The sequence below is a fragment of the Undibacterium sp. Ji50W genome (assembly GCF_049340445.1).
Classification (GTDB): domain Bacteria; phylum Pseudomonadota; class Gammaproteobacteria; order Burkholderiales; family Burkholderiaceae_D; genus Undibacterium.
On the sequence record NZ_JBMPOX010000029.1, the window covers coordinates 53,218 to 69,969 of the forward strand.

Consider the following 16,752-nt stretch of genomic DNA (forward strand, 5'->3'; position numbering starts at 1 on the left):
AACGGAGACCAAGGATGAAATCTCAGCCACTCTACAAATCCCTCTATTTCCAAGTCATATCCGCCATTATTTTGGGCGTATTGCTTGGTCATTTTTATCCAGAATCCGGCGCTTCCATGAAGCCGCTGGGCGATGGATTTATCAAACTCATCAAAATGATGATCGCCCCGATCATCTTCTGTACCGTCGTTGTCGGTATCGCCGGCATGGAAGACATGAAGAAAGTCGGCAAGACCGGCGGCATGGCCCTGTTGTATTTTGAAGTTGTCAGTACCCTGGCACTGATCATAGGTCTGATCATTGTCAACGTCGTTCAACCTGGTGCGGGCATGCATATCGATGTCCACACATTAGATGCCAAGAGTGTTGCCGCGTATGCTGGTCCAGGGAAAATGCAATCGACTATAGAATTTTTGATGGCGATGATTCCTACAACGATAGTTGATGCATTTGCCAAAGGTGAAATTCTTCAAATCTTGTTGTTTGCCTTGTTTTTTGGTTTCGCGCTGCACCGCTTCGGTGGACGTGGAACAATGATCTTTGATTTTGTCGAAAAATTCTCACATGTCTTATTCGTCATCGTCGGCTACATCATGAAAGTTGCTCCTATCGGTGCGTTCGGTGCGATGGCTTTTACGATAGGTAAATACGGTGTAGGTTCTCTGGTGCAGTTGGCTTACCTGATGGCGACTTTCTATGCTACATGCCTGATCTTCATCTTCGTTATACTTGGTACCATCGCTAAATTGCATGGCTTCAGCATTTGGAAATTTATCAAATACATCAAAGAAGAATTGCTGATTGTATTGGGTACGTCTTCATCCGAATCGGTCTTGCCACGCATGATGGCGAAACTGGAAAATCTGGGCGTGAAAAAATCCGTGGTTGGCCTGGTGATCCCTACCGGTTATTCCTTCAATCTGGATGGCACTTCGATTTACCTGACCATGGCAGCAGTATTTATTGCCCAAGCAACTGACACACCACTGTCGCTGATACAGCAACTAAGCTTACTGGGCTTCTTGCTTATTGCATCCAAAGGTGCCGCAGGAGTTACCGGCAGTGGCTTTATCGTACTGGCAGCAACCCTGTCTGGGGTTGGTGGCATCCCGGTTGCCGGCCTGGCTCTGATCCTGGGTATAGACCGTTTCATGTCGGAAGCACGTGCCCTGACCAACCTGATCGGCAATGGTGTCGCCACCATCGTCGTCGGTAAATGGGGTAATGATGTGGATATCCTGAAGATGCAAAAGCGTCTGAACAATGAATCATCAGAAGAAGCCGATGATCCTGAACTGGTGCTGGACCAGACACAACTGCACATGACAAACCAGCGTTGATCATGGACGCAGGCAGTAACAGTGAAAAAGCGGACTTGAAGTCCGCTTTTTTGTTTTTGTTGTTTTTGTTGTTTTTGCTTTCGTTATTTCTATTTTTATTTCAGGCTTTACGCAAATGCCGCATTGCCAGAGTCAGCGCCATCACCTGTACCGTAGCGGCCAGAAAGAAGGGGGCTCCCAGCAAGACGCTGCCCTTGGCCATATGGCTGACCTGACCCACCAGGGAAGTTCCTATCAGGGTCGCAAACACACTCATGATACTGGCCAGGCCAGTCAGTGAGCCCATGGCGATGCCTTGCGAGCGCGCATCCACGGCGCGTGAGAAAAAACCCTGCAAGGCGGGGCCGGCAGCAAATGCCAGCACATTGCACAAGATCAGCACATACATCATCCAGCCCTGATTCGCCAGGCCATACATGGTCAGGGCAATGGCAGAAGAAGCCAGGCCTATCAGCACGGCATTCGCATCACCAACACGTTTGATGTAGCGGCCCAGAAATACACCCTGCATCAGCACACTGGAAATACCCACCATGAACAGCGACAAACCATTTTGCATCGGTGTCCAGCCAAAGCGCAATTCGGTAGACAAGACCCAGGTGGTCTGCAGGGTGAACTGGGCAAACATGGTCAGTGCATACACCCAGACCAGGGCACCGACACCACTGAGATGCGATAAACCACGCAAACCGGCAAAGGGATTGGCAGCAGAAATATGAAAGGCTTTGCGATGATCTGGTGGCAGGGATTCTGGCAAGGAAAAATAACCATACACCACGTTCGCCAGCGATACCGTCGCCGCCAGGTAAAACGGATAGTGGATATGGGCTTCACCCAACACCCCACCGATGACCGGGCCACAGATAAAGCCCAGGCCAAACATGGCACCGATCTTGCCCAGTGCCTTGCTGCGGTTTTCTGGGCTGGACACGTCGGCGATATAGGCATTTGCTACCGACAGGTTACCGGCAGTCACGCCACCGATGGCGCGTACCACCAGCATCCAGTAAATACTGGTGACCTGGGTCAGCAAGAGAAAATTCAGGCCCAGGCCGAATACGCAGGTCAGCAATACCGGACGACGGCCAAAGCGGTCGCTGAGCGCCCCTATCATGGGCGCAAAGACAAACTGCATGACGCCATAGATGGCGACAATGGCCCCATACCAGTACGCCTGACTGTCTGCCTGGCCGATGTAGCTGCCCACCAGGCGCGGCAAGACGGGAATGATGAGCCCTATGCCAAGAATATCCAGAAACACGGTAATCAATACAAACCGCACATTGGTCGGTAGCGGCGTGGCCGCATCAAGCTGCTCAGGGTTCGTCATATCTGCTGACCTTCAGGCGGAATATTCAAAGCGCAATAGTATATGATTACCGCTAGACACATTCGCCAGGAGGACAATATGGCTTTGTTTGACCACTTTCTCATCATTGCCTTGCTGGTCGCCATCAGTGCATTTTTTTCCATGTCAGAAATTTCACTGGCCGCCGCACGCAAGGTAAAACTGCAAATACTCGATGCAGAAGGCGAGCCACGCGCAGCCAGGGTGCTGGCATTGCAACAGGAACCCGGACACTTTTTCACCGTAGTGCAAATCGCCCTGAATGCGGTCGCCATCCTCGGCGGTATTTTGGGTGAACAGGCGCTGACACCGTATATTTCCAGGTTGTTCATCTCCATAACTGGCCTCAACACCTGGGTGGAAACTGCCAGCTTCGTGACGTCCTTCCTGTTCGTGACTTCGCTGTTTATTTTGTTTGCCGATCTCATGCCCAAGAAGATTGCCATGATTTCGCCGGAAGCCGTGGCCATGCTGGTGGTCAGCCCGATGCTGATGTGCGTGCGCCTGTTCAAGCCGCTGGTCTGGGTTTTCAACGGCCTGTCCAATCTGCTGCTGCGCATGCTGAATCTGCCGACTGAAAGAAATGAGAAAATTACCTCGGATGAAATCTATGCCATGGTGGACGCCGGGGCCGAGGCCGGTGTGTTGCAAGAACGTGAACACCATATGATAGGCAATGTGTTCGAACTGGAAAGCCGTACCGTGCCATCGGCCATGTCACAGCGCGACAGTATTGTCTTCTTCACCCTGCAGGATACGGATGTGGTGATCAGGCAAAAAATCGCCGACCATCCGCATACCAAGTTCCTGGTATGTGATGGTCATATCGACAATGTGGTCGGCTATGTCGAATCCAAGGATATTCTCAAGCGTGTACTGACCAACCAGGCGTTTTCCAAGGTGCAGGAATTGTCCATACGCACCGCCCTGGCGGTACCGGATTCATTGACCCTGTCGGAAATGCTGGAACATTTCAAGGGTACACGCGAAGATTTTGCCGTCATCCTGAATGAATATGCACTGGTGGTCGGCGTGATTACGCTCAATGACGTGCTGAGTACGTTGATGGGCAATCTGGTCCATCCCTTCATGGAAGACCAGATCGTCCAGCGTGATGCCAATTCCTGGCTGATCGATGGTGCCACCACGATAGAAGATGTGTGCCGTGCACTCGATATTGATACCTTGCCTGAGCAGGGCAGCTATGAGACTATTGCCGGTTTCATGATGACCATGCTGAAGAAAATACCCAAGCGTACCGATTACGTCATGGTGGGCTTGTATAAGTTTGAAGTCGTCGATATTGATCATTACCGTATCGATCAATTATTGGTAGTACGCCTGTCTTCCATGGAGGCAGCGCCATCCACTTGAGAATATGATCATCATCCCGCCTGGCAGGCTTGCCGGGCAGATCGCTGGAACAGTGTGTTCTGAGTCATTGGTTTTTTGTCAGGAAGTTTCATGTCGCAAGCATGTGGAGTAGATTTTGGTACCTCAAATTCAACGGTAGGCTGGCATCGCCCAGGCCAGTCAGCACTGTTGCAGCTTGAAGAAGACAAAGTCACTCTGCCATCCGTGGTATTTTTCAATGTCGAGGATGATGAAGTCACTTACGGCAGGGCGGCGCTGAGCAATTACCTGGCTGGTTATGAAGGGCGCCTGATGCGTTCCATGAAAAGCCTGCTGGGTACCAGCCTGATGGATGGACAGACTGAAGTGCAGGGCAAGGCCCTGCCTTTTCGCCACTTGCTGGCGCAGTTTATCGGCGAATTGAAACAACGGGCAGAAAAATCTGCAGGCATCCGGTTTGACCGCGCCGTGCTGGGTCGCCCCGTGCATTTTATCGATGATGACAGCAAGGCCGATCAACTGGCCCAGGATACCCTGGAAGAAATCGCCCGTGCTGCCGGCTTTACAGAAGTACAGTTTCAGTTTGAACCGATCGCCGCCGCCTTCGACTATGAATCGCGCATAGAAAAGGAAGAGCTGGTCCTGATTGCCGATATTGGCGGTGGTACTTCGGATTTTTCCCTGGTGCGCCTGTCACCGCAACGCGCCAGCAAGATCGAACGCAAGGACGATATCCTGGGCAATGGCGGCGTCCATCTCGGCGGCACCGATTTCGACAAATACCTGAGCCTGACCCATGTCATGCCCCTGCTTGGTCTGGGCGGACGGCTGGGTACGCAAATCGAGGTGCCATCCAGCTATTACTTCAACCTGGCCACCTGGCACACCATCAACCTGGCCTACACACAAAAAGTCTGGCGTGAATTGCAGGAAGTCTATCGCGACATCAACAATGCCGATCTGCGCCTGCGCTTTGAACGCCTGCTGCGCCTGGTGGAAGAACGCGATGGTCACTGGCTGGCGATCCGCTCGGAAGAAGCAAAAATATTATTATCGGATCAACAAGCCATCAGCCTGCCGCTGGATAGACTGCGCAGCAAACAAAGCACGCCGCCCTGCCTGCTGGAACTGGATCAGGCTGGATTGCAAACGGCCATTTCACAGCTGACCATACAGATAGGCGACACCGTCAACACCGTACTGCAAGCAGCACAGGTCAGGCCGGATCAGGTCGATACCGTTTTCTTTACCGGCGGCTCCAGCGGTGTACGTGGCTTGCGCCAGCAAATTGCCAGCATCGTACCAACTGCGCGCAAGGTCGAGGGTGATCTGTTTGGCAGTATCGGTTCTGGCCTGGGTCTGGACGCAGCACGCCGCTTTGCCTGACGCTGAAGCTGGACGCCAATTTCACCATTCCTCACAATAATCTGTGGCTGGCGAAACAAAGCGGCAATTTTTTACTGTCCTAGCAGTAGCAAACTTACCTATACTAGATCAACTCGCACTAGAATGCGTAGGCTAGTCTCCATGATGTAAGAACGTGTTTACGATCTGTAGCGAGCGGGCGTCAGCGGGGTAAGGGTAACAAAAACGCCGCGCAAAAAGCGGAATGTACTTTATAGTACATGAGCATTTTGAGCAGCGCATGAGCCCAGCGTGGACTCCGATTGCGCTCGCGCTTAAGATCGGAAACAGGTTCTAAGCCCTGAAGTATGAGTCCCAAACTGCAACAATGAACTTTTCTATCCGGAGAAGGCATGTCGAATGTGCAAGACGATGACGAATTATTCATCATAGAAGATACACCCGAACTCTCCGGAGATTCCAGGCGTGTGCGCCGTTGGAAAGTGGCGATTGTCGACGATGATGAAGATGTCCACAGTACGACCCGCTTCGCCCTGCAGTATGTGCAGATACTGAACCGCCCGCTGGAATTCATCCATACCTACTCCAAAGACGAAACCCGCAAAGTATTTGCGGCAGAAAGTGATATCGCCGTTGTATTGCTGGACGTGGTCATGGAAACTGAACATGCCGGTCTGGAACTGGTCAGTTTCATCCGCGACGATCTGGGCTGGGCCGATACCCGCATCATTCTGCGTACCGGCCAGCCCGGCTATGCGCCGGAAGAAGAAGCGATACGCGACTATGACATCAATGACTACAAAACCAAGAATGAACTGACGCGCAAGAAGCTGCTGACCTCGCTGACGGCGGCCATCCGTTCCTATGAACAGATACGTACGATAGACGCCAGCCGGCGCGGGCTGCACCAGATCATCACCTCCAGCGCTGCATTCACTTTTGACCATGGCATCAAGGCATTTGCCAGCGGCGTGATTACCCAGATTGCCGCCCTGTGTGGCGTACCGCCCGAAGGTTTGTTGTGTGCCCAGGGTGAATTGAATGAAATGGATGAAGAGGCAACACCCGAGATCTTCAATGTGATCGCCTCGGCCGGGCACTACAGCCAGTTGATGAATTGTCCGATTGAAAAAATTGACAACGTCAAGATACGGGAAGCACTGCGCCAGGTACTGACCAGGCGGGAGCCGCTGTTTGGTCCCTACAGCATGACCCTGTATTTTTCCGGACGCGGCAACCGGCCACTGGCTGCCTTTGTCGACCTGCCTTACCAGCTGTCAGAAATCAACCGTGATCTGCTGGAAGTATTCTGTGCCAATCTCGGTGTGTGCCTGGACAACCTGAGCCTGGTCAATCAACTCAAGAATCATGCGTACCGCGACCAGTTGCTGAAGTTGCCAAACCGCCTGAAATTTATCGACCAGATCAGCATGACACTGGAACAAAAACTGCCAGCGCAAATGGTGGCATTGCTGGACATTGATGATTTTGCCGAAATCAATGACGTACTCGGACATCATTATGGAGACCTGCTGCTGAAAACCGTGGCTGACCGCTTGCGCGACCAGTTGGGGGAGGGCGTGTTTTTTGCGCGTATATCGGGCGATGTGTTCGGCTTGCTGGGTGACCAGGATTTGCTGGAACCCGATACCCTGAAGCAGTTGTTTGCTCAACCATTTACGATAGAAGCCACCGCGCATTCGGTGTCCATGTCGATAGGCATGGTGGCACTGGAAGGCTATCACGGCGACGGTGCCGAACCACTGAAAGACGCCAGCATTGCCCTCAAGCGTACCAAAATGCATCAGCGAGGCAGTTGTACCGTGTTTACCCGCTCGATGGGTATAGAAATACGCGAACGCGCCACCATGATGCAGCATCTGCACACGGCCTTTGATGCCGAGCGTCTGTTTCTGATGTATCAGCCACAAGTCGATCTGGCAACTGGCCAGTTTACCGGCCTGGAAGCGCTGATACGCTGGCGCACTGACGAGGGCGTGCTGATTCCACCGAATGATTTCATTCCCCTGGCCGAATATTCCGGTCTTATCATCAGCCTGGGTGCCTGGGTATTGCGGACCGCCTGCTTCATGATGGTCAGGCTGCAAAAGGCCGGTATCGCGCCACGGCGCATGGGTGTCAATGTCTCAGTCGTGCAGTTCCGCCAGGATGATTTTATCGATATCGTCGAAAAAGCACTGAAAGAAAGTGGCCTGGCCCCGTCCAACCTGGAACTGGAAATTACCGAATCAGTCACCATGAGCAGCGCCGCCATGTTTGAAACCCGGCTCAGCAAGCTGCAAACCCTGGGTGTCAATATTGCGATTGATGATTTTGGCACTGGGTTTTCTTCTCTCAGCTATCTCGATAAACTACCGGTGGACAGGCTGAAAATAGACCGTGCCTTTGTGAACCAGATCGACACGCCGGAAGGCCCGCGCATTGCCGAACTGATCACCCAGTTGGGCAAAAAACTCGGCCTGCAAGTGATCGCCGAAGGGGTGGAACATGCGACCCACTGGGAAACCCTGGAAGCCATGGGTTGCCACGAAGGCCAGGGTTTTTTTATATGCCGCCCTATGATGGAAGAAAATCTTGTCGAATGGATCAACACCAAGGGCAACAGCATGCGTCCGCAGTAAACATCTGGCATCAAGACACCCAGACAGCAGGCTGCATTACATCCACATTGCCATCACCATTTCCCAAATAAAAATGCAGGCAGGCATTGCTGCCTGTCTGCATGGGTGTGATTAAGCGGGACTCAGTTTTTCTTGTCCATCATCGGTGGACGCCCGCTGCCGTCACGCTGCATGTCGTGGCCAGGACCAGCGTTGCCATGGTCACCCATGTGCGACATACGTTCGCGCATACGGGATTCCATGCGGCGATGGCTTTCATCAAAAATCTTTTGCTGCTCTGGTGTCAGTACAGCATAAAAAGTTTTCAATGCGGTCAGACGTGTCTGCATTTTCGCCAGATGCTCTTTCATTTTTTCCAGGCCTTTTTCCATGCGCTCCGGTGTGCTCAGTTTGGCCATTTCCTTATGATCCGGACGGGCTGGCATGGCACCAGGATTCATGGCATCGGTAAAGGTTTTCCAGGCCGGTTCCTGCGCTGCAGTAATTTTCAATTTATCATGCATTTCTGCCTGATGCTTGGCCATGCGCTCTTTCATCTTTTCGGCCCACTTGGCCGGGTCTACTGGTGTGCGGCTGTGGCTGGCATGATCACCTGCGGATGCTGCAGGAGGAGTGCTTTGTGCAAATGCACCAACGGCGATTCCCATCGTAATAACCGTCAAACCAAGAGCCAATTTTTTTTGTAAGGTATTCATAATTTTCGCTTTCTTAACAGACTGAACATACTCGCTGCCTTGTCTCCGGCAAACTATAAAACAGCGAGCAACCTGACTGTGACGTATTACCTTCAGGACCTGAGCCCAATCAGACAGGCAGGCCGTTTCAGCACTTGCCACCCATCTCATTTTGCTCACATCCCAGCATTGCTGCCTCAGACATGGAGCGTATCTTGCGGGACAGATGTAACCCAAAAATGTCGGTCTGGCCTCGCTTTGTATCGACGTGTAACAACCTGAAGTACCATACGATGGTATGTTACGTACTGTTTCCTGATCGGTTTATCATAACAAGCCGATACAAAATCTTCGTTTTCATAGCACGGACCAGGCTCATAATGAAACCCATGGACACACCAAATAAAATTCTGATTGTTGATGACGACCGCGACATCCGCAATTTGCTAGCCGATTATCTTGATAACAATGGCTATAGTACGGTCACCGCTGCCGAAGGCAATGCGATGTGGGCGGCCCTGCAAAATCAGCAAATTGACCTGATCGTGCTCGACCTGAACCTGCCAGGTGATGACGGCCTGACCCTGTGCCGCACCTTGCGCAGCAAATCGACCCTGCCGGTCATCATGCTGACTGCACGTGGCGAACCGCTGGACCGTATCCTGGGCCTGGAAATGGGCGCCGACGATTACCTGCCCAAACCGTTTGAACCGCGTGAATTGCTGGCGCGCATACGCAGCGTGTTGCGGCGCATCCAGAGCAATATCAATCCGCATACCGGCGAGGCCTTGCAAAAACTTAAATTTGCCGGCTGGACCCTGGATTTGACAGCGCGTCACCTGATCAGCCCGGATGATATGGTGGTGTCCTTGTCAGGCGCTGAATTCCGCATGCTGAACATCTTCCTGGATCACCCCAACCGTGTCCTGAATCGTGATCAGTTGTTGAACATGACACATGGGCGCGATGCCGATCCGTTTGATCGTTCCATCGATATTCAGATCAGCCGCCTGCGCCAGAAATTAAGGGAAGATGCGCGCTCGCCGCAAATCATCAAGACTGTCAGAAATGGTGGTTATGTATTGGCCGTGACCGTCGCGGTGGAGCAAGAATAATGAAAATTTTGTCATCGATGTGGGGCAGGGTATTTGCCATTCTTTTACTTGGTGTCGTTGCGTCCACAGCGCTGACCTGGTGGCTGGCGTTTGGCGAGCGCCAGAAGACCATTACCCAATATCGTGACTCGCATGCGGTGGAACGGGCTGAACAGCTGGTACTGGCGCTGGATGCGCTGCCAGAAGCCAATCGCGAAGCTTTTCTGACCACCGCGCCGCGTCTGGGCTTGCAGGTAGCGACACTGCCATCCGAAACATCGGACCAGGCGCCGCGCTCGGAATATGCAGCAGCCGTCAGCGAACGACTGGGCAAGACCTTTCGCGTGATGTCGCTGGCACAAGACCCGGCGTCCTGCCCACGCTCGGCGCAAAACATACAGACCAACCGCCTGCCCTGCGAAGCACTGGGCATTACCCTGCACGACGGCACGGCCTTGCGCCTGACCGTGTTGCCGCCGCGCAGTCCGGCCCCCCCTTTGCGACCAGACTTTATCCAGTATCTGTTCCTGTTCATGGCCAGCATTGCCATATTGACGTTTATAATCGCGCGTATGTCGATGCGCCCCCTGCAGCAGATGGCGCAAGCCGCCACTGCGCTGGGGCAAGACATCAACCGTCCGCCTTTACCAGAAAAAGGGGCTACCGAAATCCTGCAGGCAACCCGCGCCTTCAATGCCATGCAAGCCAGGATACGGCAGCACATTGCCCAGCGCACCCATATGCTGGCGGCCATCACCCATGATTTGCAAACCCCGCTGACACGCCTGCGCCTGCGTCTGGAAAAGGTCAAGGATGATGAATTGCGCGACAAACTGATAGAAGATTTGTCCGGTATGCAAATGATGATACGCGAGGGCCTGGACCTGGCCCGCAGCATGGATAGCAATGAAGCCCTGAAACCGCTGGATCTGGATTCGCTGCTCGACAGCGTCTGTGCCGATGCAGCCGACGCCGGCCAGAATGTCAGCTTTCAGGGGCAGCCCGGCGTTACCGTGATGGCCAGGCCGCAAGCCCTGAGGCGCTGCCTGACCAACCTGATCGACAATGCTGTCAAATATGGCCAGTTCGCCAAGGTTAGCCTGGTGACCGGCAAGGATGCCGCCCATGATGTCATGCATGTACTGATACGCGACGGAGGCAGCGGCATCCCGCTAGAATTGCAGAGCAAGGTATTTGAACCTTTCTTCCGCATCGAAACCTCACGCTCACGCGAATCTGGCGGCACCGGCCTGGGCCTGACCATCGCCCAGAATATCGTCCAGCAACACGGCGGCAAACTGCAACTCAGCAATCTGTCCGAAGGCGGGCTGGAAGTGCGCCTGACTTTGCCTTTACAGGCGAGTTAAGCCTGTCAGATACAGGCGGGCGCTGTTTGCGCCCGACCTGAATAGTCACATTCACTGGCTTGCCTATCATTCAGAACCTGTTTACGATCTGTAGCGAGCGAACGTGCGTACATCAGCGGGAGTGAAGAGCCGCGCAAAAAGCGGAATGTACTTAAGACCATGAGCATTTTGAGCAGCGCATGAGCCCCGCGTGGACTCCGATTGCGCTCGCGCTTAAGATCGTAAACAGGTTCTCAGGATACCGCCACTGACATCATGCTTATGGCACCCAGTTCCATGCCTTCGGCAAAAACGGTCAGTCGCTCATCCGGCCGCTTGCTGCCCAGCACATACAGCAAGGGCAGGAAATGTTCATTGGTGGGTACGGCCAGGCTGGCATCGTTGCCGAACTGTTCATAATGCACCAGCTTGTCCCAGTCCTGATCAAGGATGGCCGCTCGCATAGTGTCATTGAAGCGTTGTGCCCAGTCATACGCTCGCACTTCGGATGACATGCGTCGCAGATTGTGGACCACATTGCCACTGGCCATCAGCATCACCCCCTCGTCACGCAAAACACTCAATTGCCGTCCCAGTTCAAAATGCCAGGCTGCTGGCTGTGACAAATCCAGGCTCAGTTGCACGACCGGCACATCCGCTTGCGGATACATCTTGACCAGTACTGACCAGGTTCCGTGGTCCAGACCCCATTGCTGGTCTTGTACCACCGTCATGGGTGCCAGCAAGTCTGCCACCCGGGCGGCCAGCGCCGGGTCACCGGCAGCCGGGTACTGGATATCAAACAGGGCTTGCGGAAAACCGCCGAAATCATGAATCGTCCTTGGCCTGGGCATGGCCGTCACGGCCACTCCACGCGTCATCCAGTGGGCAGAGACCATCAGGATCGCCTTGGGGCGCGCCAGCGTTTGCCCAAGATCATGCCAGGCACGGGTATAGTCATTGTCGTCCAGGGCGTTCATGGGGCTACCATGACCGATGAAGATGGCGGGTGAGCACGGGGATACTGACATGGAAACTCCTGCTGGCAATATGCTGACGAAAGTATCAGCGAAAGTGTCAGAATACGCCAAAAGACTTGTTCATGTTTGCCCGCCAGGGCGTGCTCCCCTGTAAAATCCGGAAAAAAGCTTAAGGATAAAAAACATGATTAATTTACAGCTCGGTGATGTCAGCCATATCATCCAACTGGCCATTGCTCCGGTCTTTCTGCTGACCGGCGTGGGCACCACGCTTTCGGTCTTAACTAATCGCCTGGCACGCATTATTGACAGATCGCGGGTGATCGAAGACTTGTTGCACGGTCACGATGCCGTGCTACCCGTTCCACCCGGTCTGGAAGAAGAGCTACATGAACTGTATGAGCGCTCGCACCTGATCAACCGGGCCATCACGCTTAGCACCTCGTGTGGCTTGTTCATCTGCCTGGTCATCGCCACCTTGTTTCTGGGTGACGCCACCAGTTTAAGCCTGGATAAGCCGATTGCGCTGCTGTTTGTGGCCGGTGTTTTTTCACTGATAGGCAGTTTCATCTACTTCCTGCGCGAAATTTTCGTGGCCACCAAGACCCTGACCCGCCAACGCGAATTGGGCCGGCATAAAATCATTGCGCGTGACTAAACGCTGAATCCGAATAAAAAACCCCGCTATCTTTTGATGCGGGGTTTTTTATTCGGCGTGTCAACACGCCCTGATATATGGTTGTTATTTTGGCCTGTTATTTTGTACTGCTTATTTTGAAACTACAGGTGCTTGCACCGTGACGATCACGTCTATGGAAGCCGTGCCGGGATTTGCCACCGTAATGGGTTGATAACTGCCCGTAGCGCGGAAAACCAGGGTACCGGGTATGCTGGGTGCTATAAAACCAGCGTTTCCAGTGCTGGCGCCGGCAATGACAACGGCCGTGCCGGTTATCTGCGACCAGCTGTAATACACAATATTCGACCCTGTATTCGATGGGGCGTCGACTTTCAGGGTGACGGCACTACCAGTCAATACGACCTGTACCGGCGTGTACGACACCAGCGAAATAGGCGTCAGGGGATCGACATAAAACACCACATCTAATTGTGCAATCGGATCAAGCGAAAACCCGCTGGAGGTAATCACTGAATTCGACACATTCAATGTGAACACAAAGGCAGTGCGGGTATCCATAAACTTGGGCAAGGCGGCACTGGCAACACTGCTGAAGGCATTGAAAATCTCTATAGGTGGACCAGATTTTTGCTTCCAGTAATAGAACAGAGGCGTGCTACTGTCGACCTTGCCATTGACGTCGTATTTGACGGACTTGCTACCATCCAGGCTGATCGTAGCACCGGCAGCTACCGTGCCGCCGCTATAAGAAATGGGCACCACCGTAGGTTTGATAATGGGAGCGACCGTGACCGTCTGGGTCGCTGTGCCGACCTTTTGCTTGTCATCTGTAACACGGCATTGCAGCTTCAGGGCCGTAGCGGCTGTCACCACAGGTGCGGTAAAACTGGTCGCGGCGGTATCGGTCGGTGCCAGGGTCACTGTCGTGCCAGCGGCGTCGCTGACCACCCATTGATATGAATAAGGCTCGCCCGTGGTTGCAGGTGTACCGCTACTGCCAGCACAAGTGAGGCTGACCTTGTCGCCGGATGTGGCCGTGCTGTTGCCGCTGACCTTGGCTACCGGATTGGCGGTGGTGGACGCTTCCTGTTTCACCAGTAAGGTCGTGGATGCCTTGACGGTATTGCCTTTGACATCGACGGCATTCAGGGTGAACTTGTAGGTGTAGTCTGCGGTGAGCAAGGTCGGCGGCGTCACTTGCAAGACACAGCTGGCTTCCGCACCGCTCGTGCTTTTTTGTATGCTCTTGCAATCGGCATTGGTCACGGCTGTCAGCGGATTGGCAGACAGGGTCAGGTTTTCTACCTGCCAGTACATATTCGTGATGACACCGGCAGTGCTGCTGGCCTGGCCATTGAAACTCAGAGGGGTACCACTAGTCACTGTCAGCGCATCGGGAACCGCAATCGCCATGGGGTTGGCGGCGGTGCTGCCCGAGCTGCTGCTACCACCGCCACCGCAAGCCACCAATGCCAGGCTGGAAAAAACGACTAGAGCTGTTTTGATTTGCTGAAACACGCTGACTCCGATGACTTACAAAATAGAGAAATTCTCACCATTGTAGCTTTATGCTGGCAATTGCAATACCTTTACGCCAAGTGTTGACAAAATGTTTCAAGTTTCTGAAAAGCATGGTTTGTTTGCGAACGACCGTGCAAAAATTCCCTAGCTATGGCACTCTAATAAAAAACTGAGAAAAACCCTGGAGACAATTGATGAACACTTTGCACTACGCCCACTGGCCGCAAGGCTTGCCCCATCGCCTGATCGCGCCTGAAACCAGCGTGTATACCAATTTGCAGGTGTCGGCACTGCGTTACCCCGACAAACCGGCCATCATCTTCTATGACACGGTCATCACTTACCGCCAACTGCATGAAGAAGTGCTGGCGCTGGCAGGCTATCTGCGACAGGTCTGCGGGGTACAAAGAGGTGACCGGGTCTTGCTGAACATGCAAAATTGCCCGCAATTTGTGATCGGCTTTTATGCCATCCTGCGTGCCGATGCCATGGTGGTGCCGGTTAATCCCATGCTGATGACGGATGAACTGGCGCACTACATCGCCGACAGCGGTGCCCGTACAGCCCTGGTCTCGCAAGAGATATTTTCGCGCCTGCAACCATTGATACGCCACAGTGCCTTGCAAAATGCAGTAGTAGCTACTTACTCCGACCATTTGAATGTAGCCACCAGCCTGACCATCCCGGATTTTGTCAAGGCAGAACGGCAGGTGCCTGAACAGGCGGGTGTCAGCAGCTGGCAGACCGCCATCCAGGCCGGGCATCAGCCACATATACACCTGGCCGGACCGGATGACCTGGCCTGTATGCCGTATACCTCGGGCACGACCGGCAAACCCAAGGGCTGCATCCATAATCACCGCTCGACCATGTTCAACATCGCGGGCAGCCCCACCTGGTCGGGTGCCGTAGTCGCCACCCATGTGGCACTGGCAGTATTGCCTTTCTTTCATGTTACCGGCATGCAGTCGGTCATGAATGCCATGATCTATTGTGGCGGCACCCTGGTCATCCTGCCACGTTGGGACCGCGACGTCGCCGGGCAATTGATTACCCGCTATGCTGTCAGCAACTGGACCCTGGTGCCATCGATGATGATCGATTTCCTGTCGAATCCGCGTCTGGGTGAATATGATATTTCGAAACTGACCAGGGTATCTGGCGGTGGTGCAGCCATGCCAGCCGCCATCGCACAAAAACTGCTGGAACTGTCGGGGCAGGTATACATGGAAGGTTATGGCTTGTCCGAAACCATGGCACCTTCCCACCTCAACCCGCCGCAACGCATGAAGCAGCAATGCCTGGGCATGCCGTATTTCAACGTCGATTCCCGCGTGGTGGATCCAACTACCCTGAAGGAAGTAAAGCAAGGTGAAACCGGTGAAATCTGGATCAACGGCCCGCAAGTCTTCCAGGGTTACTGGAACGACCCGCAAAAAACCGCCGATTCGTTTGCCGAACTCGACGGCAAGCAATTCTTCCGCTCCGGCGACCTCGGTTACATGGACACCGAAGGCTTCTTCTTCTTCACCGACCGCCTGAAACGCATGATCAACGCCAGCGGCTTCAAAGTCTGGCCCGCCGAAGTCGAATCCATGATGTACCAGCACCCGGCCATACAGGAATGCTGCATCATCGCCGCCCACGACAGCTACCGCGGCGAAACCGTCAAAGCCGTGATCGTCAAAAAACCCGGCAGCGACATCACCGCCGAAGACATCATGACCTGGGCCCACGACAAAATGGCCGCCTACAAGGTGCCGAAATTCGTGGAATTTGTGGATAGCCTGCCGAAGTCGGGGACGGGGAAGGTGATGTGGAGGACTTTGCAGGAGAAGGAATCGGCGAAGAAATAGGGGTATCAAGCAAATAAACGCAACTATTTACTGCGGTTGCAGCGGTGTTGGGTTTGACGTTGCTGTTGCCTTTGAATTTCAACCGCTTGGGCCCTGTGTCCCTGAAGGGAGACACACCGCCTTGCAAGGAAAGCGAGTTTCGGATCTTCCCATTTTTTGGGATGCACAAATTATGCTGAAGCGTAGCGTAAGCACCCGAAGGACAAGTCTGCAGTCGCCTTTCTTTGAATACGTTCTTTGGCGAAGCGGTGTGTGTCAAGGTACTGGTCGCCTCAATGTAAATCAGTAGCTGTAGGTTGGATCGGGCTACGCTACGCTACGCTTTATCAGCCCAACAGTGTGCTTATCAAACACGTATTCGTCAATTTTCCTCTCCCGCTTACGGGCAGGAGGCCACCGGGCTGGCGTTCCAGCGGCGTTCGTTGTATGTCTGAGTTGTTATTAAAACGACTGCCCTTCGTAGACACAAGCCGGGTCTCGGCCCGGCGGCCGAAATACTTTCTTTGCTTCCCCTCCATGTCAGGATAGATGTCGCGTCATCAGAAATCTAACCCGTTGGAGAGCGAAAGGCAGAGTAAGATGAAACGAGTACG

The 16,752-nt window shown here is 53.5% G+C and carries 12 protein-coding genes; 8 read left to right on the plus strand and 4 right to left on the minus strand.

What is annotated here, in order from left to right:
• Positions 1-14: 14 nt before the first annotated feature.
• Positions 15-1,340 (plus strand): dicarboxylate/amino acid:cation symporter, encoded by a 1,326-nt coding sequence (locus ACO0K9_RS26020; protein ID WP_422989952.1) that lies wholly within the window; start codon positions 15-17, stop codon positions 1,338-1,340.
• 100 nt (positions 1,341-1,440) lie between these two features.
• Here the strand turns inward: ACO0K9_RS26020 and ACO0K9_RS26025 are convergent, their stop codons facing one another.
• Positions 1,441-2,670, minus strand: a complete 1,230-nt coding sequence (locus tag ACO0K9_RS26025) for an MFS transporter (protein ID WP_422989954.1) — start codon at positions 2,668-2,670, stop codon at positions 1,441-1,443.
• 78 nt (positions 2,671-2,748) lie between these two features.
• Here ACO0K9_RS26025 and ACO0K9_RS26030 point away from each other — a divergent pair, with 78 nt between their 5' ends.
• The 3 genes from ACO0K9_RS26030 (at position 2,749) to ACO0K9_RS26040 (ending at position 8,048) form a co-directional block, all read left to right on the plus strand.
• Entirely contained in the window at positions 2,749-4,062 is a 1,314-nt protein-coding gene (locus tag ACO0K9_RS26030) for a hemolysin family protein (protein ID WP_422989956.1), read from the plus strand.
• A 90-nt stretch (positions 4,063-4,152) separates the two neighbouring features.
• Positions 4,153-5,427, plus strand: a complete 1,275-nt coding sequence (locus ACO0K9_RS26035) for an Hsp70 family protein (protein ID WP_422989958.1) — start codon at positions 4,153-4,155, stop codon at positions 5,425-5,427.
• A gap of 371 nt (positions 5,428-5,798) precedes the next feature.
• On the plus strand, positions 5,799-8,048 hold the full coding sequence (locus ACO0K9_RS26040) for a bifunctional diguanylate cyclase/phosphodiesterase (RefSeq protein ID WP_422989960.1): 2,250 nt from the start codon (positions 5,799-5,801) through the stop codon (positions 8,046-8,048).
• A gap of 122 nt (positions 8,049-8,170) precedes the next feature.
• On the opposite strand, the gene ACO0K9_RS26045 is transcribed toward ACO0K9_RS26040, so the two are convergent.
• Positions 8,171-8,743, minus strand: coding sequence for a Spy/CpxP family protein refolding chaperone (locus tag ACO0K9_RS26045; protein WP_422989962.1), 573 nt, complete (start codon positions 8,741-8,743; stop codon positions 8,171-8,173).
• Between the two features lie 368 nt (positions 8,744-9,111).
• Here ACO0K9_RS26045 and ACO0K9_RS26050 point away from each other — a divergent pair, with 368 nt between their 5' ends.
• Positions 9,112-9,837 (plus strand): response regulator, encoded by a 726-nt coding sequence (locus ACO0K9_RS26050; RefSeq protein WP_422989964.1) that lies wholly within the window; start codon positions 9,112-9,114, stop codon positions 9,835-9,837.
• Positions 9,837-11,183, plus strand: coding sequence for an ATP-binding protein (locus tag ACO0K9_RS26055; protein ID WP_422989966.1), 1,347 nt, complete (start codon positions 9,837-9,839; stop codon positions 11,181-11,183). The genes ACO0K9_RS26050 and ACO0K9_RS26055 overlap by 1 nt, the downstream gene beginning before the upstream one ends.
• A 233-nt stretch (positions 11,184-11,416) precedes the next feature.
• Here ACO0K9_RS26055 and ygiD read toward each other — a convergent pair whose 3' ends face one another.
• Positions 11,417-12,193 (minus strand): 4,5-DOPA dioxygenase extradiol, encoded by a 777-nt coding sequence (gene ygiD, locus ACO0K9_RS26060; RefSeq protein ID WP_422989968.1) that lies wholly within the window; start codon positions 12,191-12,193, stop codon positions 11,417-11,419.
• A 136-nt stretch (positions 12,194-12,329) separates the two neighbouring features.
• Between ygiD and ACO0K9_RS26065 the strand changes: the two genes are divergently transcribed.
• Entirely contained in the window at positions 12,330-12,800 is a 471-nt protein-coding gene (locus tag ACO0K9_RS26065) for a DUF2721 domain-containing protein (protein ID WP_422989974.1), read from the plus strand.
• A 111-nt stretch (positions 12,801-12,911) separates the two neighbouring features.
• On the opposite strand, the gene ACO0K9_RS26070 is transcribed toward ACO0K9_RS26065, so the two are convergent.
• On the minus strand, positions 12,912-14,300 hold the full coding sequence (locus tag ACO0K9_RS26070; protein ID WP_422989970.1) for a hypothetical protein: 1,389 nt from the start codon (positions 14,298-14,300) through the stop codon (positions 12,912-12,914).
• Positions 14,301-14,497: 197 nt separating this feature from the next.
• Between ACO0K9_RS26070 and ACO0K9_RS26075 the strand changes: the two genes are divergently transcribed.
• Positions 14,498-16,159 (plus strand): long-chain fatty acid--CoA ligase, encoded by a 1,662-nt coding sequence (locus tag ACO0K9_RS26075; protein ID WP_422989972.1) that lies wholly within the window; start codon positions 14,498-14,500, stop codon positions 16,157-16,159.
• Positions 16,160-16,752 lie beyond the last annotated feature (593 nt).